The following is a 20,335-nucleotide window of genomic DNA, read 5'->3' as shown; positions in this document are numbered from 1 at the left end:
GGGCGCTCAGGACTCCTCGGGGCGCTCGCCCTTGGAGATGAAGCCGTACTTCTCCAGCTTGTAGTACAGCGCGGACGTCTTGATGCCGAGCAGCCGGGCCGTCTCCGTCTTCACCCCGCCGGCCTTCTCGTAGGCGCGGGCGATGAGCTGGCGCTCGAGGTCCTCGAGGATGTCGGGCAGGGGCCGGTCCCCCATGGGCACGGGCAGGCCGGTGTCGGTGCGGGGCACCGTGCCGGTGACGTGCGTGGGCAGGTCCGTCCCGGTGAGCGTCTCGCCCTCGGCGAAGACGAGCGACTGTTCGATGACGTTCTCCAGCTCGCGCACGTTGCCCGGCCAGGCGTAGCGGGCCAGCGCATGCAGGGCGCTGTCGTCCAGTCCCTTCACGCGCTTGTTCACCCGCGGGGCATGCTTGATCACGAAGTGGCGGGCGAGCGCGGTGATGTCCTCGGGGCGCTCGCGCAGGGGCGGAATCTGGAGCGGAACGATGTGCAGCCGGTAGTAGAGGTCCTCACGGAAGCGGCCGGCCTTCACCTCGGCCTGGAGGTCGCGGTGGGTGGCGCTCACCACGCGCACGTCCACCTTGAGCGTCTCCTCGCCGCCCACGCGCTGAATCTCCTTCTCCTGGAGGACGCGCAGGAGCTTCGTCTGGACCGAGTGAGGAATTTCGCCAATCTCGTCCAGGAAGAGGGTGCCGCCGTCGGCGAGCTCGAAGCGGCCGAGCTTGCGTTTGACGGCTCCGGTGAATGCACCGCGCTCGTGGCCGAAGAGCTCGCTCTCCAGAAGCGTCTCGGCCAGGGCCGCGCAGTGGACGACGACGAAGGGCCCATCCTTGCGCGGGGAGAGCTGGTGGAGCATGCGCGCCACCAGCTCCTTGCCGGTGCCGGACTCGCCGCGCACGAACACGGTGGCGTCGGTGGCGGCGGCCTTGCGCACCATGGCGACGAGCCGCTGCATGGGCTCGCTGTCGCCCACCAACAGGTTGCCGTGGGCGAGGGCCGCGTCGGACTCGAGGGCCTCGGTGCGGGCGGAGAGGCGCTCCACCTGACGGCGGGTGGAGGACAGCTCCAGGCCCTTCTCCACCTTGGCGCGCAGCACGTCCGGGGTGAAGGGCTTGGTGATGAAGTCGTAGGCGCCCTGCTGCATGGCCTGCACGGCCGTCTCGATGGTGCCGAAGGCGGTGACGACCATCACCACGGCGGCCGGGTCCAGGGACTTCAGCGTCCGGGTGACGGCGAGGCCGTCCATGTTGTCCATCTTGAGGTCGGTGACGATCAGGTCGAAGGGCGTCTTCTTGTAGGCGGCGACGCCATCGGTGCCGGAGCGGGCGGCCGTCACGGTGTGGCCGGAGCGCGTGAGGGTGACGGCCATGCCCTCGCGGAGGGTGTCGTGGTCGTCGATGACGAGGATGCGAGCCATGGACGCAACCTTATAACAGGGCACAATGCGCGCCCATGACTGCCCCCCAGATGTCCTTGCAGGAGCTGCTGTCCCATCACGTCCCCTCCGATGACAAGGAGCGCGACGACCTGGCGCGGATGCGTGTCTTCGCCTTGGAGCTGGAGCAGCCCTTCTCCCGGAAGCAGGCGAGGGCTCACTTCACGGGTAGTGCGGTGGTGATAGACCCGGCAGGAGAGCGGGTGGCGATGGTGCACCACGGCAAGCTGAAGCGGTGGTTGCAGCCAGGCGGGCACGCGGAGGCGGCGGACGCGGGCAGCATCGAGGCCACGGCGCTGCGGGAGGCGCGGGAGGAGACAGGGTGCCGGGTGCGGCTGCACACGCGAGCGCCGAGGCCGCTGGATGTGGACCTCCACACCATTCCGGAGCGCAAGGACGAGCCGGAGCACCTGCATCTGGACGTGCGCTACCTGGTGGTGGCGGAGAACCCGGAGGCGCTGGCGCACGATCCGGGTGAGTCCTCGGGGGCGCAGTGGCTGACGTGGGACGAGGCGCTGGCGCGGGCGGATGAGGCGCCGCTGCGGCGGATGCTGGCGAAGGCCCGAGCCGTGGTGCGCGCGGGCTGAGCGGTCACCCGGGCCGGGTGCGAATCCCTCAACTCCCGAGTCCGAGCAGGTGCCAGTGGTGCAGCCAGGCCGCGAAGGCGAGCGACGCCAGCGTGGCTCCGGTGAGCGACAGACGCAGGGCCCGTGTTCCAGAGCGCTTCCACCACGCTCGCGCGCTCCAGACGAGTGCCCCCGGCGTGAGCACCGTGGCTCCGAGCGCGCAGGCCCTCGAGGCCTCCAGCAGCCGGGGTGTGTCGCCGTAGTCGAGTTCGGAGTGGTGGCGTACCAGGAGTGTGAACCCCGTCAGGAACAGCAGGTGCAGCAGGCCGATGGCCGCCAGCCATCCCGTGGCCGGGCTCCGGTAGAGGACTCCTCCCAGCACGGCGAGCGCGAAGAGCGCGGCGCACACGGCGAGCAGCCCGTGGGTGAAGGCGGACGTTTCGTACCAGGGCACCCGCTCGTACGCCTCCGTGGGTCTGTTCTGGAAGAACAGGTGCGTGATGTGGCCCTGTGCGTCCTCGCGGAAGGCCACGCGCTCCGGTGACGACACGTCCTCGGCGGGACGGAACAGGTGGGGCTCCACTTCCGTCCAGCGCCGGGGCGCGTTTCCGGGCTCGCGGATGTGCAGGGTGCCATCTCCACCATCCCGCACGTGGATCTCCTGGCGCCACCCCAGCGAGGCCTCCGCCGTGCCGTAGGCCCTCCACGTCGTCTGGTATCCGCCCTCGAATCGGGCCGCCCGTCCGGCGAAGTCCTTCGTCACCGTGAGCACGTTGGCGGGTGGGTCCGGGTTGTCGTGGTCGGGCAGGGCTCGTAGCAGCTCCATCCGTGCCCGTTGCGCGGCGTCCTTCTCCCCCGGGCCGTTGTACGAGACGAACAGCCCCATTCTCCGCTCGGGCATCAGCACCAGCAGCGAGTGGAAGAGGTACGCGTCCCCCGTGTGCCCGATGAGCCGGTGGCCGTTGAGCTGAAACTCCATGAAGCCGTGCGCCCACCCGCTCAGCCGGGGGTCATGCGTGAAGTGCTGGCGATGCATCCGCCGCACCGTGTCCTCGCGCAGGATACGGTGGCCCTCGTCCTGCCCTCCCTGGAGGTGCGCGAGCATGAACCTCGTCAGGTCCGTGGCCGTCGTGAGCATCGAGCCGCTGGAGGCCACCACCACCTGCTCCAGGGGCTGGGCGCGTGGGCTTCCGTGCTCGAGTGCGTGCCCCAGGGCCACATCGGTGGCGAGCTCTGGCGGCACCGTCCTGCGGAAGAGGGTGCGTTTCATCCCCAGCGGCTCCAGCACGTTCGCCTGGAGGTACTGCTCGAAGGGCTGGCCCGACACCTGCTCGACGATGTGCTCGGCGAGGCTCGTCCCATAGTCGGAGTACGCCGAGAGCTCTCCCGGAGGCCGCACCCGGGCTGGCATGCGCTGCTTGAGGTACGTGGCCAGCGAGTCGGGCGGTGTGCCCTCCGCCCAGAGGCGCTCGTGTGCCTCGAAGCCTCCCGTATGCGCCATCAGGTGCGCGAGCGTGATGGGTTGGGGATACGTCGCGGGGATTCGCACATCCCCGAGGTACGTGTTGATGTCCGCGTCCAGGTCGAGCCGCCCCTGCTCGGCGAGCTGCATCACCGCCGTCCAGACGAACAGCTTGCCGATGGAGGCCACGCGGAAGAGCGTTCGTGCGGCCTCCACGGGCGTGTGGTGCTCGGCGTCCGCGTCGCCGTAGCCCCGGGCCAGCACCACCCGTCCGTCCCGCACCACCGCCACCGTTGCTCCGGGAATCCGGTACGCCGTGAGCTGCCTGGTGACCAGGCTGTCGACCCGGGACTCCCACGAAGCCGTGTCGTCTCGAGGTGGAACCTCCGCCCTCGCTGGCGCCGCCAGGGCGAGCACGAGCACCAGGACGGGCAGGCACGTGCTGACTCCCGACGGCTTGGACGGCATGTGGCTGGTGTAGCGGACTTCCCTCCAGGAGGGAAACAGGGCCTCCCGCGTCGGAATGTGGACGGCCCGTGCCGCCTCGTGGGCCAGGTGTGCGTCCCCGGACGTTCTTCCCCTGGCCCCGGCCTGTCCGGATCGCTAACAAGAGGACGCCACGCGGGCGTCCGTCCCACCGGCGTCCGTACTCACGGGAGCGATGTCATGGAGCAGAGGACACTCGGAAAGCTGGGGCTGAAGGTCTCCGCCCAGGGCCTGGGCTGTATGGGGATGAGCGAGTTCTACGGCGAGGGCGACGAGAAGGAGTCCATCTCCGTCATCCACCGCGCGCTGGAACTGGGGGTGAACTTCCTCGACACCGCGGACATGTACGGGCCGTTCACCAATGAGAAGCTGGTGGGCAAGGCCATCGCGGATCGGCGCGACAAGGTCGTCCTCGCCACCAAGTTCGCCAACGTACGCGGCGAGGACGGTTCCTTCCTGGGCATCAGCGGCAAGCCCGACTATGTCCGCAAGGCGTGCGAGGCCTCGCTGAAGCGGCTGGGGGTCGACCACATCGACCTCTACTATCAGCACCGCGTGGACCCCACCGTCCCCATCGAGGACACGATTGGTGCCATGGCCGAGCTGGTGAAGCAGGGCAAGGTCCGCTACCTCGGCATGTCCGAGGCCGCTCCCGCCACCATCCGCCGCGCCCACAAGGTGCATCCCATCTCCGCGCTCCAGACCGAGTATTCCCTCTGGAGCAGGGATCCGGAGGATGAGCTCCTCCCCACCGTGCGTGAGCTGGGCATTGGCTTCGTCGCCTACAGCCCGCTCGGCCGCGGCTTCCTCACCGGCCGCTATCGCCGCTTCGAGGACCTCGAGGCCAACGACTATCGCCGCAACAACCCGCGTTTCCAGGGCGAGAACTTCGCGAAGAACCTCCAGCTCGTGGAGAAGATCAACGAGCTGGCCGCGCGCAAGAAGGCGAAGGCCTCCCAGCTCGCCCTCGCGTGGGCGATGGCCCAGGGGCAGGACATCGTCCCGATCCCCGGCACCAAGCAGGTGAAGTACCTCGAGGAGAACATCGCCGCGGCGAACATCCGTCTCTCCTCCGAGGAGCTGCGAGCGCTCGACGCCATCGCTCCCAAGGGCGTGGCGGCCGGCACCCGCTATCCCGAGGCGGGCATGAAGCACCTCAACCGCTGAGGCGCGGCTCGGGCGAGGGGCGGGTCAGGGCATCCGGAGGGGCAGAGGGGTCGGCGCCCGGCGCGGCAGCCGTATCGTGAAGCGCGTGCCCTCTCCCACGCGCGACGTCACCGTGATGCCGCCACCATGGGCCAGCACCAACTGGCGTGTGATGTAGAGCCCCAGCCCCACGCTGCCCGCTCCGCTCCCCGCGTGCCGGCCTCTTCGGAAGGGCTCGAAGAGGTCGGGCAGGAGCGCCGACTCGATGGCCGCACCGTCGTTCTGGACCTCGAACAACACTTCCCCGGCCTCGCCCCGGCAGTGCACTCGCACCAGGGAGTCCGGTGGGCTGTGCTGGAGCGCGTTGCCCACGAGGTTGCCGAGCACCTGCGCGAGCCGATCTCCGTCCCACTCGCCCGCGCCTTCGCCCTCCTGGCTCAGCTCCACCTCCCGCTCCGGGTGGCTGGCGGCCAGCTCCTCCACGACTCCTCGCGCCAACTCGAAGAGGTCCATCTTCTTGCGGTCCACGGGAATTCCGCCGCCCAACCGCGCCTGGCTGAAGTCCAACAGGTCGCGGATGAGGCGGGTCGCCCGGTCCGAGGCGGAGATGATGCGGGTGAGGCTCTTGCTCTGCCGCTCATCCAGTCCCTCGCGCGCCAGCAGCATGGAGGCCGAAATTCGGATGACGCTCAGCGGGTTGCGCAGATCGTGGCTGACGATGCCCAGAATCTGCCGCTCGAACTCGGCGAGCTGGCGCGCCTCCGCCTCCTGCTGCTTCTGGGCGGTGATGTCCACGCACGCACCCGTCATGTAGAGCGGGCGCCCGCTGGCGTCCACGAACGTCTTGCCCTTGCTGCTGAGCCAGTGCACCCGCCCGTCCGGCCATATCACCCGGAAGTCCATCTCGAAGTCCGCGCCCTCGCGAGCACAGGCCTCGTTGCGGCGCTCCACCTCGGCCCGGTCCTCCGGGTGCACCAGGGGGAGTACGTCCTCCATCGTCTGCACCGTCCGCCCGGGAGGCAGCCCGTAGAGCTGATCCAGGTTCTCGTCCCACTCCAGCGCGCCGGCGCGGATGTCCCAGCGGAAGGTGCCGGTGCCGCTCGCCCACAGGGCCGCGCGCAGCCGCTCGTCGCGCTCCTGCAGCGTGGCCTCCATCCGCTCGCGGTCGGCCAGCAGGTCGCGCAGCTGGGTCTCGCTCTCCTCGGCGGCGGCGCGGGCCTGCTGCGCGGTCTCGTAAAGGCGGGCTCGCTCCAGTGCCTGTGCCCCCTGCCGGGCCAGGGCGAGGAAGAACTCCTGCTCGTCGGGAAACAGGACGCGCGGCTGCGTGAAGCTCACCACGAGGACGCCCATCACGCCCCGGCTGCCGCGCAGGGGCATCGCCACCGAGGCTTCGAAGGAAGCGCTCGCCGCGGCGTAGGTGACGAGCCGGTCGTGGCGGGCCGCCTCCACCACCTCCAGGGACGCGTCGAGCGGGATGTTCTCGAAGCCCCGCGTCAGCTCCCGCGCCTGGAGGGTGGAGGCCGCCAGCTCGAGGGATTGGCCATCCTCGGAGACCAGCCACAGCGCGCCCGCCTGTGCGTCCAGCGCGGTCACCCCCTGGGTGACGACGACATCCATCACCTGCCGGGGCGTGGGGGCCTCGGAGAGCGCGGCGGTGACGGCCTGCAGGCGGGAGATGCGCTCCTGCGCGCGCCGCTGATCATCGATGTCGGCGTTGGTGCCGAACCAACGGATGACGCGGCTGCGCCTGTCGCGCATGGGCAGGGCCCGGATGAGGTGCCAGCGCCAGGTGCCTCCGACGCGCCAGATGCGGACCTCCACCTCGTACGGCTCCCCGGTGCGCAGACAGTGCTGCCAGCGCTCCATCAACCGGGGCAGGTCTTCCGGGTGCACGGTCTTGGGCCAATACGAGGTATCTCCCGGGGGAATGCCGGAGTCCTCGAAGCCGCGGCGGCTGATGTAGTCCAGCACCCCGTCCGGACGGCTCGTCCAGATGGTGTGCGGCAGCACCTCGGCGAGGGTACGGTACTGCTGCTCCACCTCGTGCAGGCGCAGGGTCTGGCGGAGCAGGTGTGCCAGCCGCTCCGGGGTGAGCGCCGCCTTGCCGAGGTAATCGGTGGCGCCGGCCTTCATCAACTCCACGGCGATGTGTTCGTCACCCTGGCCGGTGAGCATGATGATGGGCGTCTCCACCAGGGCGGCGCGGGCGGCGCGCAGCACCTGCAGTCCGTCCTGGCCTGGCATCTGGAAGTCGAGCAGGGCGCAGTCGAAGGGCTGCTCCAGCAGGGCGGCGAGCGCGGACGCACCATCCGTCACCTCGACGAGCTGGGCATCCACCCCCGCCTTGAGCAGGGCGCGTCGCACGGCTAGTCGATCCACCTCGTCGTCGTCCGCTACCAACAGGCGCAGCGGTTGGTCCTCCATGTGGTCCTCGGCCCTCACGGCATCTCCACCCGCGTCCAGTATGCGTTGAGTGCGGCCATCAACTCCACGAAGTCGGGGGAGGTGACGGGCTTGACGAGGTAGCCGGCCACGTGGTGGGCGTAGCTGCGCACCCGGTCGCGGTCATCATTGGAGGTGGTGAGCACCACCACCGGGGTGGTGCTCAGCTCGGGGTCGGAGCGCAGGGCTCCCAGGAACTCGAGGCCATTCATCCTCGGCATGTTGAGGTCCAGCAGGATGAGCCGGTTGCTCGCGGGCACCGTGCCGTCGCGCAGCATCTCCAGCGCCCGCTGCCCGTCGCTCGCGATGTAGAGCGCGTTGTTCACGTTGCTCTTCTTGAAGGCACGTTGGACGTTCATCACGTCCACGGAGTCGTCATCCACCAGGAGGATGTTCAGCATCTTCACGGACACACTCAACGCCCCTCATCCGGGGTGTGCTTCGGCCAGGTGAAACGGAAGGTGGCGCCCTGGCCAGGCGCGGACTCCAGCCAGGCACGCCCCCCGCGTGCCTCCACGCTCTTCTTCACCACCGACAGGCCGATGCCGGTGCTCTCCAGCTCATCACGCGCCCGGAGCGTCTGGAAGATGCCCCAGATGCGCTCGTGGTACTCGGGGGCGATGCCCGGGCCGTTGTCGGCCACGGAGAACTCCCAGAAGGCGTCCTCCTGGTGCACGCCCACCTTCACCCGCATCTCGTCGCTCCGGGCATGCTTGAAGGCATTGCCCAGCAGGTTGAGGAACACCTGCTGCAGGGGCACCCGCTCGGTGCGCAGGGTGGGCATGCCCGGCTCCACCTCCACGACGGCCTCCGAGGGCGGGGCGAGCAGCTCCACGCACTCGGTGAGCAGCCGGCCCACGTCCACCCGCTCCGGCCGGCTGCGCATCCGGCCCGCGCGGCTGTAGGCGAGGATGCCGTTGATGAGCGCCTCCATGCGCTGCACCCGCCCACGCAGCAGCTTCATCTGCTCGCGCGTCTCGTCGGTCATCACGTCCTTCAGGTCGTCTTCAATCCACTGCGACAGGTTGGCGATGCCTCGCAGCGGGGCCTTCAGGTCATGGCTGGCCACGTAGGCGAATTGATCCAACTCCTGGTTGCTGCGCTCCAGCGCGGCGATGAGGCGCTCGCGCTCGGCCTCGGCGCGCTTGCGCTCGGTGATGTCCAGCACCACCGTGGCCACGCCCAGGGTGGCGCCCTCGGCGGAGCGCACGGGCGCATAGCGCGCCAGCCAGGCCCGCTCCTCGCCGTTGGGCAGCTTGGTGCTGGACTCCACCGTCTGCGTCTCCCCTGTCTCCAGCGCCCGGCGCAGGGACTTCACCACGATGTCCACCCCGGGGGTCTGCGTGGCGAGCACCTCGGGCATGGTGTGGCCCAGGTGGTCCTCGGCGGGCCGGCGGTTGATGGCCTCCAGGGTGCGGTTGACGCGCACGAAGCACAGCGTCCGATCGAAGAGGGCGATGCCGGCGGGCGCCGCGTCCAGCAGCGTGTCCAGCATGGCGCGCGCCTGTTCGGCCAGGTAGCGCTCGTGCTGGGCCCGGCGGACGGCGTCCTGGCTCTCGCGGTACATGCGCGCGTTGTCCAGCGCGAGCGCGGCGCGGCGTGCGAGCTCCTCGGCCAGAGGCAGGTCCGCGGCGGAGAAGCTCCGGGCGCTCCCGGCCTGAGCCAGGGTGATGGCGCCCAGCGTCCGCCCGTGCACCACCATGGGGACGATGATGGAGGAGCGCAGGCCCAGCTCCTTCATCATCCGCAGGCTCTCCGCGTTCCGGGCGAGCTCGGCGAGCGTCGCATCCGAGATGACTTCCAGCAGCTCCGACTCCCCGGTGCGGATGACGTAGCCGGCCCCCGCCGTGTCCTTCTGGAGGTCCACGGGCTCGTGCCGCGCCAGCTCCCAGGCGAGTGACTCCCGGGCGGGGTCGCAGTGGCTGACCGAGACGCGCTCGACGGCCTCTTCCGGCCGGACCAGGTCCACCGCGCACCAGTCCGCCAGCCGCGGCACGACCAGGCGGGTGAGGTTGCGGACGGTCTCCTCGGGATCCAGCGTGAGGGCGAGCAGGGAGCTGGCCTCGGCGAGGAAGCCGTGCACGTCCGAGGTGCGCTTCTGGTCGTCGATGTCCGTGCAGGTGCCGAACCAGCGGACAATGCGGCCCTGGGCATCGTGCACCGGGATGGCGCGGCCGAGGAACCAGCGCCACACGCCATCGAGGCGGCGGCAGCGGTACTCCGCCTCGTAGGGCTCGCCCGTGGAGAGGCTGTGGCGCCAGCGCTGATCGGCCTCGGGGAGATCCTCCGGGTGGAAGGCCTGCTTCCAGCCCTCGCCCCGCGAGTCCTCGAAGGACATGCCGGTGTACTCGTACCAGCGCCGGTTGAGGTAGTCCTGGATGCCGTCCGTCCGCGTGGTCCAGACGATCTGCGGCAGGGCCTCGGCGAGCATGCGGAACTGCTCACGCTCGGTATCAAGGCGCTGCTCGGACCCCGAGCCCCCGAAGAGGGAGTGCAGGGGGTCGTACGCAGTGAGATCGCCGTCGGACTGGCGGGACACGTCGAGTGACCCTCCGCGAGGAAAGGAGGTGAAACCTGCCGAGCAACCATCTACCTGCCGCCTGTCCGGCACCCCCACATCTCTCTACTACAGCCTTCCACAACCTTCAGGTCCGGGACGGCAGACGGGCTGTCGTCCGCGCAACAGGTCATCTCAGGGTGTGCATTTCCTGGGGTCGCCGCAAGCCATGCCGGGGCATGCTTGGCGGGCCGGCTCAGTGGGGAGCGGGTATTGTACCCAGGGGCAGGGTGAGCTCGAAGGTGGTGTCGCCCGGAGTAGGGACAAGCCGTAGGTCCCCTCCGTGGGCCCGGGCAATCTTGCGAGACAGCGGCAGCCCCAGGCCCGTGCCTTTTTCACGAGTGGTGAAGAAGGGCTCGAAGATGTGCTCACGCTCGGTCTCGGGCACGCCGGGCCCGTTGTCCTGGACGCGGATGGAGTAGCCCTGGCCCGCTCCCTGGCCCGTCACCCGCACCCGGCCGCCCCGGGGCGAGGCCTGCACCGCGTTCTTCACCAGGTTCACCAGCGCGGCCGTGAGCAGGCTGCCGTCCGCTTCCAGCATCGCTGGCTCGGCCTCCACCTGCACCGTCACCTCCCGGGCCGCCGCGTCGGCCGCGAGCAGCCCGCTCGCCTCCCGCAGGAGGTCCGGCGCCGCTACGGGCTCGCGCGAGAGCGGCTGCTCCCGGGCGAAGGCCAGGAAGTCCTCGACGATGCGCTGCAGGTACTCCACTTCGTGTTGGATGCGCGCCACGTGCCCGGCGGCTTCCTCGTGGGCTCCCGCCTTCAGGTCCTCCGCGAGGAGGCCCGAGAAGAGGGAGATGCCGCCGATGGGATTGCGCACCTCATGGGCCACGCCTGCCAGCATCAGCTTGAGCTGCCGGTCCCGGCTCTCCAGGGCGCCGCGCATCACCTCGAGCTCGCGCGCCAGCACGCCGATCTCCCGCGTGGGCTCCGGGGGGACGGGCGTCGTCAGGTCGCCCCGGCCGATGCGCAGCGCCGAGTCCATCAGCCGGCTCAGCGGCCGGGCGAGCCCTCGGGCGGTGAGGATGGCCACCAGCCCAAGGACGCCGAGTGCCACGGAGCTCGCCGCCGTGAAGCTCCGGGACAGGCGGGCGAGGGGACCGAAGAAGGCGGCGCTGCCTTCGACGGCCACGGCGCCCACCACCTCGTTGTCCCGGCGCACCGGCGCGTAGCCCGTCTTGTAGAGGAGCCCGTCCGTGCCGGTGAAGAGCACCTGGCTGGCCGCGCGCTGCCCGGAGAAGACGCGGGAGAGCTCCAGCCTGTCGCGTGCCAGCTCTGGCACCTCGGTGCCCACTGGGAGACCGCCACCCACGTCCACGCGCACCCGGCCCTGCGTGTCCACCACGTACACGCGCCGCACCCCGCTCGCGTCGCGCACCTCGGTGAGCAGGCGCACCAGGTTGCGCCACGTGCGAGTCCCCGTGGTGTCGTCCCCTGGCTCGAGGGTGAGCATCCGCTCGCCGTTCACCTGGCTCGCGGTGGCCGCGGCGATGGCCGAGAGGCTGTTGCCCAGCTCGTCCTCGAGAATGGAGCGCGCGAGGGCGTAGACCGTGGTGCCCGTGAGCGCGAGGAAAAGTAGGGTGGGCAGCAGGAAGGCCACGAGCAGGCGCGCTGACAGCGAGCCCAGCGCGTCCTTCAGGCGGGAGGTGAGGGAAGCCCGGTTGCGCATGGTGGAGGTCCGCACCCTAACCCTCTTTGTATAGGGATGCGCGGGAGCGGGATGTTTCGGGCTACCATACCCCGAGAGGCCTCGTCTTCCCGTAGCTCCCGGTCTCTACTGCTCCCTGACTCCGCGCCTGTTCGCGTGAGCGGAGCGGGAGGTACACGTGAGTGTCGCCGTCCGCCGTCCATCCTTGTCCCGGGTCGCGCGGTGTGTGGCCCTGTTCCTCGTGCCGGTGCTCGCTGCGTGCGCGACGGCTTCTGGTGGGCAGACTGCCTCTGCCTGGAACCAGGAGGCGCCGCGGTCCGGGGGAGCGCTGGGTTCCACCCATCCGCCGCAATTCCAGTTGGCCATGAGCGACGGCCCGGCGTCGGGTGGAGAACTCAAGGGCCCGGCAGTGCAGGGCTACAACGTTCCTGGCCGAAAGCCGGATTCGCAGATGCCCTGGGAGTTCTTCCTGGGCAATGCCTCGCACCGGCTCATTGCTTTCATGTACGGCGTCAATCACCCGGTCAGCAGAGCCTATTACAACAGCAAGTCGATCAAGCTCATCCTTGATGAAACAGAAGTCGGAGACTCGTCCCTCCTGTGTTCGGACGAGCGCGATATACGCCCGGACATCACTGATGTCACTCTCTGGAGGCTCTTCGAAATCAAACCCTGGAATGGGCAGGCCCTCCGGGAAGGTCGGGAGGAAGCTCGCAAATACCTGGCCGCATTGAACCGGACCATCCTGGTTGGCAAGCGCTTCACGGGTGGCACGGATTTCCAGGGCGAAATCCTCGTCCGCTTCGCGGGAGGGCAATACATCTGGCGCCTGGAGTGGAAGACACCAGAGCCCGGAGTAGTCCAGTACAAGTGGACGCGCAGCCAGCAACGCTTCGAGTCTGAAGTGGACGCGTATGAGGCCGGGCAGTGGGTAGACCTCACCGTAGAAGAGTTGCGGCAGTATGGTGGTTGGGTGAGTCAGGCCGTGGAAGGAATGGTGAGCTGGCGTGAGAAACTGGTCACCATCAGCGGCGCCGTGGGAATGGTCATCGACGTCGTCGGAGGGGTCGCGACGACGGTTTTGTGGGGATCGATTCTGGGTCAGATGGGGGCGGGTCCGGGGAGCCAGCAGACGCCAGCGCAGGGCGGTGGACAGGTCATTCCCTTCCCGGCGCGGCCCCCACCCACCGCGCCCCCGGCGCAGGTGCCGGCCGCCGCGGGCATGTCCCTTCCCCCCTGAGGGGCTACTTTGCTAGGACGCGCGCCATGGCGCCTGGACAGCCTTCTTCGTTGCAATTGCCGTCCTTCCTGCATGGCACCTTCCGCTCGGTGCAGCAGAAGACGAAGAGGGAAGGCTTACGGTGCGGAGAGCAGTACCGCGTGGATGGTACCTTCCCCGTCCCCCATCAGATGTTGGAGGTGCCCCTGGGCGAAGTGGTGGTGGCGCACGAGGTGGTGGACTTCCAGCGCGAGCGCCCGGCCTGGCGGCTGTACATGGTGTCGCATGTCATGGGGGCCTTGGCCCCGGAAGGGCAGAAACCGTTCCCCGTGAGGCATGACTATGAGGCGTTCTTCCGAGAGACGGCTTGGGGCGCGCTGTTCTTCGCAACGACACACATGGGGGCAGTGAGTGCGGAGCGCACGGCGAAGCGCCTGCGGGCGGTGCTGCGCTTCTGGGAGCCGCTCCAGTCCACTCGCTATCTCTTCAAGAAACTTGCAGCGCAGACGCTGGAGGAAGTGATGGTGGCCTCCTGCGACTGGGCCATGGATGCGTGGTGCCCGATGGGAGAGGCCTCAGTGCGGGCTCGCCTGGAGATAGCGGCGGAGCGTATGGCGCGGGCGACGCGGGAAGACTGCATCGAGGCCATTCTCCAGGAGATGCCGCGAGCCCTCGCGCACGCGGGCAAGTTGAATCACCGGAGCGTGGTGGCCGACCCAGCCTTCCAGCGCGAGCGTCTCGCCACACTCGATTCGCGCTCTTTCGAGCGGGTGTCCGGCGCACTCACGGGGGAGCTTATCGGGCTGTTACATGACTGGGACCATGAGCTCGGGCTGCAATAGGCAGCCCTCCCTCAGTCGAACATCGCACCCAGGGCCTCGGAGAGCGTCTCGACGCCCACCACCTCCAGCTTCGTGTCCTCCAGCCGCCTCGCGCTCCCCTTGGGGATGATGGCCCGCTGGAAGCCCATCTTCGCCGCCTCGGCCAGCCTCGGCTCCACCTGGCCCACCGCTCGCACCTCTCCCGCGAGGCCCACCTCTCCCAGCACCAGCGTGTGCGCCTCCAGCGGTCGGTTCTGCAGGCTGCTCACCAGCGCCGCGCACACCGCCAGGTCGCACGCCGGCTCGGACAGCTGCATGCCTCCCGCCACGTTCACGAAGAGGTCGCACCCCACCAGCGGGATGTCCTCCTTCTTCTCCAGCACCGCCGCCAGCAGCGCCACGCGGTTGCCGTCCACGCCGATCGCCGTGCGCCTCGCCGTGCCGTAGCCCGTGGGCGCCACCAGCGCCTGCACCTCCACCAGCAGCGGCCGCGTTCCGTTCAACGTGCACGTCACCACGCTGCCCGCCTTGCCCGCGGGCCGCTCCGCCAGGAAGAGCGCCGAGGGGTCCGGCACCTCCATCAGTCCCGCCCCCTTCATCTCGAAGACGCCAATCTCGTTCGTCGAGCCGAAGCGGTTCTTGTGCGCCCGTAGAATCCGGAAGGGGTGGCCGCGCTCGCCCTCGAAGTAGAGGACCGTGTCCACCATGTGCTCCAGCACGCGCGGGCCCGCGATGGAGCCCTCCTTCGTCACGTGCCCCACGAGGAACGTGGGCACCCCGCTGCGCTTGGCGAAGGCCATGAAGCGCCCCGCCACCTCGCGCACCTGCGAGATGCTCCCCGGCGCGCTGCCCAGCTCCGGCAGGTACATGGTCTGGATGGAGTCCACCACCAGCGCTCGTGGCTTGAGGCCCTCGGCCACCGCCAGCACCCGGTCCGCGTCCGTCTCCGCGAAGAGGTGGATGGCCTCGCCCTCCACCCGTAGCCGCTCGGCCCGCATCTTCGTCTGCCGCAGCGACTCCTCGCCCGACACGTACAGCACCGGGCCCCAGCGCCCCAGCCTGTCCAGCGCCGCCAGCAGCAGCGTGGACTTGCCGATGCCCGGGTCTCCTCCCAGCAACACCAGCGAGCCATCGACCACTCCGCCGCCCAGCACCCGATCGAACTCGGCGATGCCCGTGCGCCTGCGCTCCTCCTGCTCGCCGCTCACCTCGCGCAGCCGCACTGGCTTGGAGGCTCCACCCGAGGCCCCCCATGCCGGGCGCTTCTCGTCCACCTTCGCCTCGGTCTCCTCCACCAGCGAGCTCCACGCGCCGCAGTCGGGGCACTTCCCCAACCACTTCGCTGACTGGTACCCGCACGCCTGACACGTGTAATGCGTCTTCGCCTTCGCCATGGAGCCCCTTGTCTAGCCCAGGCCGGGTCCGTTTCCCCGCTTTCCCGTAGGCATGAAGACGCTCGCGCGGGGCCCGTCCGGGAAGCGAGCGGCCGGGCGGGGGCGCACATCCCGTCCCCCTTCGTCAAGTTGTGCCCGGGGGGAGGGCTCCCCACGTTGCTCCCAACCGGGTCCGCACGTCGCGGTGCCCATGAAGGGAGACGGAGATGAGCATCATCTGGTTCATCGTGGTGGGTCTGCTAGCGGGTCTGATCGCGCGGGCGCTTCTCCCAGGCCGTCAGTCCATGGGTCTGGTGGCGACCATGCTGCTGGGCATCGTGGGCTCGTTCGTGGGTGGTTTCATCGGCGCGCTCTTCTCGCCGAGCCGGCGCATTCTGGACCTGCAGCCCTCGGGTCTCATCATGTCCGTGGTCGGAGCCATCGTCGTCCTCCTCCTGGTGGGATGGGCGGGTAGAGGCCGCCGCATCCACGCCTGAGGTCCGGGGCCCGGGAGGGCAGGGGCGTTTGACGCGCGCTCTGGCCCCCGGGTCCCCTCTGCTCGGGGGAGGGACGGAGTCGTCAACCCGGGCGCGCTGCGTGGTTGACAAGGGCGGGCCATCCACGCACCTTGCGCGCTCCAACTCCCACGAGGAGCCCATGTCCGACTCCGCCGCCCACGACTTCCACGGTCACGCCCACTTCGCCGCGCCGCCTCCGGGTGTCGTCGTCCGTCACGACTGGACGCTCGCCGAGGTGCGTGCCCTCTACGAGATGCCCCTGCTGGAGCTCATCCACAAGGCGCAGACCGTCCACCGGGCCGTCTTCCAGGACAACAAGGTGCAGCTGTGCTCGCTGCTGTCCATCAAGACGGGCGGCTGCCCCGAGGACTGTGGCTACTGCCCCCAGGCGGCGCGCTACCACAAGGACACCGGCCTGCAGGCCGAGAAGCTCATGTCCGTGTCGTCCGTGCTGGATGCCGCCTCCAAGGCGCGCTCCGCCGGCGCCACCCGCTTCTGCATGGGCGCCGCCTGGCGCGAGGTGAAGGACGGGCCCCAGTTCGACAGCGTGCTGGAGATGGTCCGTGGGGTGAAGTCGCTCGGCATGGAGGCTTGCGCCACGCTCGGCATGCTCACCGAGAGCCAGGCGAAGCGCCTGCGCGAGGCCGGCCTCTCCGCCTACAACCACAACCTCGACACCTCCGAGGACAAGTACGGGGACATCATCTCCACCCGGACGTACCAGGACCGGCTCGACACCCTCGAGCGCGTGCGCAAGGCCGGCATCTCCGTGTGCTCCGGCGGCATCATCGGCATGGGTGAGTCCGTGGACGACCGGTGCAAGCTGCTGCTCACGCTCGCCAACCAGGAGGTCCACCCCGAGTCCGTGCCCATCAACGCGCTCGTGCCGGTGAAGGGCACTCCGCTGCAGGACCAGAAGCCCGTGCAGAGCATCGAGATGGTGCGCACCATCGCCACGGCGCGCATCCTCATGCCCCTGGCCATGGTCCGCCTGTCCGCCGGGCGCATGCAGATGAACGAGGAGGCGCAGCTCCTGTGCATGATGGCGGGCGCCAACTCGCTCTTCTTCGGTGAGAAGCTGCTCACCACCGGCAACCCCGAGTACACCCAGGACATGGCGCTCCTGGAGAAGGCGGGGATTCGCCCGCTGGAGCCGGATACGTCGCGGTGATGGGAACGCGGGCGGAGGGGATGTCCATGGTGGCCACGGAGTGGGCCCGGGCGGAGCTGGAGTCACTGGCCGCCCGGGGGCTGAAGCGGTTCCTCGAGCCGCTCGATTCTCCCCAGGGCCCCCTGGTGCGCGTGGGGGGCGAGACGCTCATCAACTTCGCCTCCAACGACTACCTGGGCCTCGCCGCCTCGCCCAGCGTGCGCGCCGCCGCCGTGGCCGCCATCGAGGGCCAGGGCGTGGGCTCTGGGGCCAGCCGGCTCGTGGTGGGTGACACCTCCTTCCACCAGCGGCTGGAGGCCCGGCTCGCCGCCTTCGAGCGCTCCGAGGCCGCGCTGCTCTTCAACTCGGGCTACGCCGCCAACGTCGGCACCATCCAGTCCCTCGTGGGCGCGGAGGACGCCGTCTTCTCCGACGCCCTCAACCACGCCTCCCTCATCGACGGCTGCCGTCTCTCGCGCGCCCGCGTGGTCGTCTATCCGCACGCGGATGTCGAGGCGCTGGAGCGGGCGCTCGCGTCCACTCCCGCCCGGCGCCGTCTCGTCGTCACCGACACCGTGTTCTCCATGGATGGGGACCACGCGCCCCTGCGGGAGCTGGTGGAGGTTTGCCGGGCCCACGGTGCCGCGCTCCTCGTCGATGAGGCCCACGCCACGGGTGTCCTGGGGGCTCGGGGTTCGGGGCTGTGCGAGGAGCTGGGGCTCTGTGATGCCGTCGACGTGCGCATGGGCACCTTGAGCAAGGCCCTCGGCGGGCTGGGCGCGTACATCTGTGCCTCCCGTCCCGTGGTGGAGCTCGTGCTCAACCGTGCTCGGCCCCTCGTGTTCTCGACGGCGCTCCCCGCCGCCCTGTGCGCCGCCGCCGAGGCCGCCGTGGACATCGTCGAACACGACGAGGCCCTGCGCGCCCGCTTGTGGCGCAACATCCGGCGGTTCTCCGAGGGGCTGCGCTCGCTCGGGTTCATCGCGGAGCCTCGCAGTGCCATCTTCCCCGTCATCGTGGGGGAGCCCGAGCGTGCGGTGGCGGCGTCTCACGCGCTGCGCGCCCGGGGGCTGCTCGTGAAGGCCATCCGGCCCCCGACCGTTCCCGAGGGCACCAGCCGGCTCCGCTTCTGTCTCTCCGCCGCGCATACCGAGGGCCATGTGGACATGGCCCTCCAGGGACTGCGTTCGCTGGGTCTCTGACTGGCAGGTTCCTGACTGGGAGGTAGAGTGGCAACCCGAGGTCCTCGATACCCGCGGTTCTTCGTCACGGGCACGGATACCGGCGTGGGGAAGACCCAGGCCTCGTGCGCCCTGTTGTCCCTGCTCGCCGATGCCGGGCTCTCTCCGCAGGGCTTCAAGCCCTACGAGAGCGGGTGCCCGTCCCTCTCCGCGCCCTCGGATGCGCTCTCCCTTCGCGAGGCCGCCCGGAGCGAGCTGCCCCTCGACGTCGTCTGCCCGCACCGCTTCCGCGCTCCCCTCGCGCCGGGCATCGCCGCGCGCCGCCTCGGCCGCGAGCCGGACTGGCGCGTCACTCTCGCCGCCTGGGAGCGGGTGCGGCACGGGCCCGTCGTCGTCGAGGGCGCGGGCGGTCTGTTCGTCCCGCTCGACTCCTCCCACGACGTCATCGACCTCATCTCCACCCTCGGCCTCCCCGTCCTGCTCGTCGCTCGCTCGGGCCTGGGCACGCTCAACCACACCGCCCTGTCGCTCGAGGCGCTCGCCGCGCGCAACATCCCTGTCGCGGCCGTGGTCCTCTCGCGGAGCAGCCCCTCGCGCGACCCCTCCGAGCGCGACAACGCCACCCTCATCGCCGAGCGCCACCGCGTCAACGTCCTCGGTCCCGTGCCCTACCTGGTGGATCCTCGCCGACGCCACGCGGCGTTCCGAAAGGCGCTCGCTCCGCTGGTGGAGAACGGGCTCGCTCTAGGGGGCTCTCGTCGCGTGCGAGGCCGATAAATCGGCCTCCGGCGCGATCCCGTACACGCGCGTGAGTGCAAGTTTTCGTGTTGCACGGCCGTGAAATGGACGCATGTTTCGATCTGCGCGAGAACGCCGAGCGAATGGCGGACATCATCGACCTCTCGCTCCTCGCCGATGCAAGGCGCTACTTCACGAAGCTCCTCGATGCGCGCGGTCTCTCCTACTTCCTCCAGAAGGATGGCCACCGGCTCTTCCACATCGAGCCGTCCAAGGTCGATCTCGTGGTCCGTACCGCCATCCGCATGCGGACCGACGAGCAGCCCAAGCCCCACCCCAAGGCCGTGGATCACTGCCGCCAGGAGATCCGCCGCGAGCTGATCCGCCTCGTCGCCTCGGCCATGCTGCAGACGGGACTGTGAGCGCCTTCTCCGCGCGCACCGACTTCCCTCGCACCTGGAACGCCCTGGCCCGGGCCCTCGCCGAGCGCCGGGCCCGCGGGCTTCCCCTGCTGGACCTCACCGAGACGAACCCCACCCGAGTGGGTCTGCCCGCGCCCGAGCTGGCCTCGCTGGCGCACCCGGGGGCCCTCGGGTACGCGCCCGAGCCCCAGGGGCTGCTATCGGCCCGGGAGGCAGTGGCCGCGCACCTGGCCACCCGGGGCGCCCACGTCTCACCCGCGCACCTTCTCCTCTCGGCGAGCACCAGCGAGTCCTACGGCTGGCTCTTCAAGCTGTTGTGCGAGCCGGGGGACAACGTCCTCATCCCCGCGCCCAGCTACCCGCTCTTCGAGTACCTCACGCGGCTGGAGGGCGTGGAGACGCGCACCTACCGTCTGCCTCGCGCGCACGGATTCGGCCTGGACGTGGAGGAGGTGGCCGCCGCGAGGGACGCGCGCACCCGTGCCGTACTCGTGGTGAACCCTGGCAACCCCACCGGCCACTTCCTGCGCGAGGGGGAGCTGGAGGCCCTGGGAAGGCTGTGCGCGGAGGCCGGGCTGGCGCTCGTCTCGGACGAGGTGTTCTCCGACTTCGCCTGGGACGAGGATCCGGGCCGGGTGCCCACGGTGGCCGGGCGCGAGCTGCCCATGCTCACCTTCTCCTTGTCGGGCCTGTCGAAGGTGGCGGGACTGCCCGGCCTCAAGCTGGGGTGGATGCATGTGGGCGGGCCGGACGCACTGCGTGACGAGGCCCTGGCCCGGCTGGAGCTGGTGGCGGACACGTACCTGTCGGTGAACACGCCCGTGCAGCTGGCCCTACCCGGGCTCCTGGCCCATGCGCCCCGCTTCCAGGTGGCGCTGCTCGAGCGGGTGAAGGAGAACCGGCGGTTGCTGCTCCAGGCCCGTCCGCGAGACGCACGCTGGGACGTGGTGCCCGCGCACGGTGGGTGGAGCGCCGTGCTGCGCATCCCCCTGGAGCCTGGCGAGGAGGCCATGTGCCTGGCCCTGCTGGACGAGGGCGTGGGGGTGCAGCCGGGCTACTTCTACGACTTCAGTGGAGGCGCCTTCCTGGTGCTGTCGCTGCTGCCCCCGCCGGACGTCTTCGCCCGGGCGATGGAGCCCCTCGTCCGCGTGCTGGCCACGAGCGGGTAGGGG

General features: G+C 69.8%; 17 protein-coding genes. 10 read left to right on the top strand and 7 right to left on the bottom strand.

Annotation, left to right across the window (positions count from 1 at the left end; translation table 11 throughout):
* Positions 1 to 6 precede the first annotated feature (6 nt).
* Complete coding sequence (locus tag DAT35_RS20000) at positions 7 to 1,416, bottom strand: sigma-54 dependent transcriptional regulator (protein ID WP_108068655.1); 1,410 nt, start codon at positions 1,414 to 1,416, stop codon at positions 7 to 9.
* A gap of 35 nt (positions 1,417 to 1,451) precedes the next feature.
* On the opposite strand from DAT35_RS20000, the gene DAT35_RS19995 reads away from it, so the two are divergent.
* Positions 1,452 to 2,021, top strand: a complete 570-nt coding sequence (locus tag DAT35_RS19995) for an NUDIX hydrolase (protein ID WP_108068654.1) — start codon at positions 1,452 to 1,454, stop codon at positions 2,019 to 2,021.
* A 28-nt stretch (positions 2,022 to 2,049) separates the two neighbouring features.
* Here the strand turns inward: DAT35_RS19995 and DAT35_RS19990 are convergent, their stop codons facing one another.
* Positions 2,050 to 3,930: a serine hydrolase gene (locus DAT35_RS19990; RefSeq protein ID WP_108068653.1), complete on the bottom strand. Its 1,881-nt coding sequence runs from the start codon at positions 3,928 to 3,930 to the stop codon at positions 2,050 to 2,052.
* 198 nt (positions 3,931 to 4,128) lie between these two features.
* Between DAT35_RS19990 and DAT35_RS19985 the strand changes: the two genes are divergently transcribed.
* Positions 4,129 to 5,115, top strand: a complete 987-nt coding sequence (locus DAT35_RS19985; RefSeq protein WP_108068652.1) for an aldo/keto reductase — start codon at positions 4,129 to 4,131, stop codon at positions 5,113 to 5,115.
* A gap of 24 nt (positions 5,116 to 5,139) precedes the next feature.
* On the opposite strand, the gene DAT35_RS19980 is transcribed toward DAT35_RS19985, so the two are convergent.
* The 4 genes from DAT35_RS19980 to DAT35_RS19965 form a co-directional block, all read right to left on the bottom strand.
* Complete coding sequence (locus tag DAT35_RS19980) at positions 5,140 to 7,518, bottom strand: PAS domain-containing protein (RefSeq protein ID WP_158501795.1); 2,379 nt, start codon at positions 7,516 to 7,518, stop codon at positions 5,140 to 5,142.
* A 14-nt stretch (positions 7,519 to 7,532) separates the two neighbouring features.
* Positions 7,533 to 7,937 (bottom strand): response regulator, encoded by a 405-nt coding sequence (locus DAT35_RS19975; protein ID WP_199242955.1) that lies wholly within the window; start codon positions 7,935 to 7,937, stop codon positions 7,533 to 7,535.
* Between the two features lie 14 nt (positions 7,938 to 7,951).
* Positions 7,952 to 10,075: a PAS domain-containing protein gene (locus DAT35_RS19970; RefSeq protein WP_108068649.1), complete on the bottom strand. Its 2,124-nt coding sequence runs from the start codon at positions 10,073 to 10,075 to the stop codon at positions 7,952 to 7,954.
* 214 nt (positions 10,076 to 10,289) lie between these two features.
* On the bottom strand, positions 10,290 to 11,762 hold the full coding sequence (locus tag DAT35_RS19965) for a HAMP domain-containing sensor histidine kinase (RefSeq protein ID WP_108068907.1): 1,473 nt from the start codon (positions 11,760 to 11,762) through the stop codon (positions 10,290 to 10,292).
* 157 nt (positions 11,763 to 11,919) lie between these two features.
* On the opposite strand from DAT35_RS19965, the gene DAT35_RS19960 reads away from it, so the two are divergent.
* The gene (locus DAT35_RS19960) at positions 11,920 to 12,981 is read left to right on the top strand and encodes a hypothetical protein (RefSeq protein WP_146209792.1); all 1,062 of its coding nucleotides are present in this window, start codon (positions 11,920 to 11,922) and stop codon (positions 12,979 to 12,981) included.
* 26 nt (positions 12,982 to 13,007) lie between these two features.
* Complete coding sequence (locus tag DAT35_RS19955; protein ID WP_108068647.1) at positions 13,008 to 13,802, top strand: hypothetical protein; 795 nt, start codon at positions 13,008 to 13,010, stop codon at positions 13,800 to 13,802.
* Positions 13,803 to 13,813: 11 nt separating this feature from the next.
* Here the strand turns inward: DAT35_RS19955 and radA are convergent, their stop codons facing one another.
* Positions 13,814 to 15,175, bottom strand: coding sequence for a DNA repair protein RadA (gene radA / locus DAT35_RS19950; protein ID WP_108068646.1), 1,362 nt, complete (start codon positions 15,173 to 15,175; stop codon positions 13,814 to 13,816).
* 206 nt (positions 15,176 to 15,381) lie between these two features.
* Between radA and DAT35_RS19945 the strand changes: the two genes are divergently transcribed.
* From DAT35_RS19945 to DAT35_RS19920, 6 genes are all read left to right on the top strand, one after another.
* Complete coding sequence (locus DAT35_RS19945; RefSeq protein WP_108068645.1) at positions 15,382 to 15,651, top strand: GlsB/YeaQ/YmgE family stress response membrane protein; 270 nt, start codon at positions 15,382 to 15,384, stop codon at positions 15,649 to 15,651.
* Positions 15,652 to 15,811: 160 nt separating this feature from the next.
* A complete protein-coding gene (gene bioB / locus DAT35_RS19940; RefSeq protein WP_108068644.1) occupies positions 15,812 to 16,843 on the top strand; it encodes a biotin synthase BioB in 1,032 nt (343 codons plus the stop codon).
* Positions 16,844 to 16,863: 20 nt separating this feature from the next.
* Positions 16,864 to 18,024 (top strand): 8-amino-7-oxononanoate synthase, encoded by a 1,161-nt coding sequence (gene bioF / locus DAT35_RS19935; RefSeq protein ID WP_108068906.1) that lies wholly within the window; start codon positions 16,864 to 16,866, stop codon positions 18,022 to 18,024.
* A gap of 27 nt (positions 18,025 to 18,051) precedes the next feature.
* A complete protein-coding gene (bioD, locus tag DAT35_RS19930) occupies positions 18,052 to 18,780 on the top strand; it encodes a dethiobiotin synthase (RefSeq protein WP_108068643.1) in 729 nt (242 codons plus the stop codon).
* Positions 18,781 to 18,845: 65 nt separating this feature from the next.
* On the top strand, positions 18,846 to 19,163 hold the full coding sequence (locus DAT35_RS19925; RefSeq protein ID WP_233261585.1) for a hypothetical protein: 318 nt from the start codon (positions 18,846 to 18,848) through the stop codon (positions 19,161 to 19,163).
* Entirely contained in the window at positions 19,160 to 20,332 is a 1,173-nt protein-coding gene (locus DAT35_RS19920) for a pyridoxal phosphate-dependent aminotransferase (RefSeq protein ID WP_108068642.1), read from the top strand. Before DAT35_RS19925 ends, DAT35_RS19920 begins: the two co-directional genes overlap by 4 nt.
* The last annotated feature ends 3 nt before the right edge of the window (positions 20,333 to 20,335 follow it).

The sequence above is a fragment of the Vitiosangium sp. GDMCC 1.1324 genome, from assembly GCF_003044305.1.
Taxonomy (GTDB): Bacteria; Myxococcota; Myxococcia; order Myxococcales; family Myxococcaceae; genus Archangium.
Note: the sequence above shows the minus strand (reverse complement) of the source record. Positions and strands in the feature narration are given on the sequence as shown.

Bases quoted from the DNA above. Each gene is read 5' to 3' on its own strand.
- DAT35_RS20000 (WP_108068655.1), bottom strand. From the start codon at position 1,416: ATGGCTCGCATCCTCGTCATCGACGACCACGACACCCTCCGCGAGGGC.
- DAT35_RS19995 (WP_108068654.1), top strand. From the start codon at position 1,452: ATGACTGCCCCCCAGATGTCCTTGCAGGAGCTGCTGTCCCATCACGTC.
- DAT35_RS19990 (WP_108068653.1), bottom strand. From the start codon at position 3,930: ATGCCGTCCAAGCCGTCGGGAGTCAGCACGTGCCTGCCCGTCCTGGTG.
- DAT35_RS19985 (WP_108068652.1), top strand. From the start codon at position 4,129: ATGGAGCAGAGGACACTCGGAAAGCTGGGGCTGAAGGTCTCCGCCCAG.
- DAT35_RS19980 (WP_158501795.1), bottom strand. From the start codon at position 7,518: ATGGAGGACCAACCGCTGCGCCTGTTGGTAGCGGACGACGACGAGGTG.
- DAT35_RS19975 (WP_199242955.1), bottom strand. From the start codon at position 7,937: ATGCTGAACATCCTCCTGGTGGATGACGACTCCGTGGACGTGATGAAC.
- DAT35_RS19965 (WP_108068907.1), bottom strand. From the start codon at position 11,762: ATGCGCAACCGGGCTTCCCTCACCTCCCGCCTGAAGGACGCGCTGGGC.
- DAT35_RS19955 (WP_108068647.1), top strand. From the start codon at position 13,008: ATGGCGCCTGGACAGCCTTCTTCGTTGCAATTGCCGTCCTTCCTGCAT.
- radA (WP_108068646.1), bottom strand. From the start codon at position 15,175: ATGGCGAAGGCGAAGACGCATTACACGTGTCAGGCGTGCGGGTACCAG.
- DAT35_RS19945 (WP_108068645.1), top strand. From the start codon at position 15,382: ATGAGCATCATCTGGTTCATCGTGGTGGGTCTGCTAGCGGGTCTGATC.
- bioB (WP_108068644.1), top strand. From the start codon at position 15,812: ATGTCCGACTCCGCCGCCCACGACTTCCACGGTCACGCCCACTTCGCC.
- bioF (WP_108068906.1), top strand. From the start codon at position 16,864: ATGTCCATGGTGGCCACGGAGTGGGCCCGGGCGGAGCTGGAGTCACTG.
- DAT35_RS19925 (WP_233261585.1), top strand. From the start codon at position 18,846: ATGGACGCATGTTTCGATCTGCGCGAGAACGCCGAGCGAATGGCGGAC.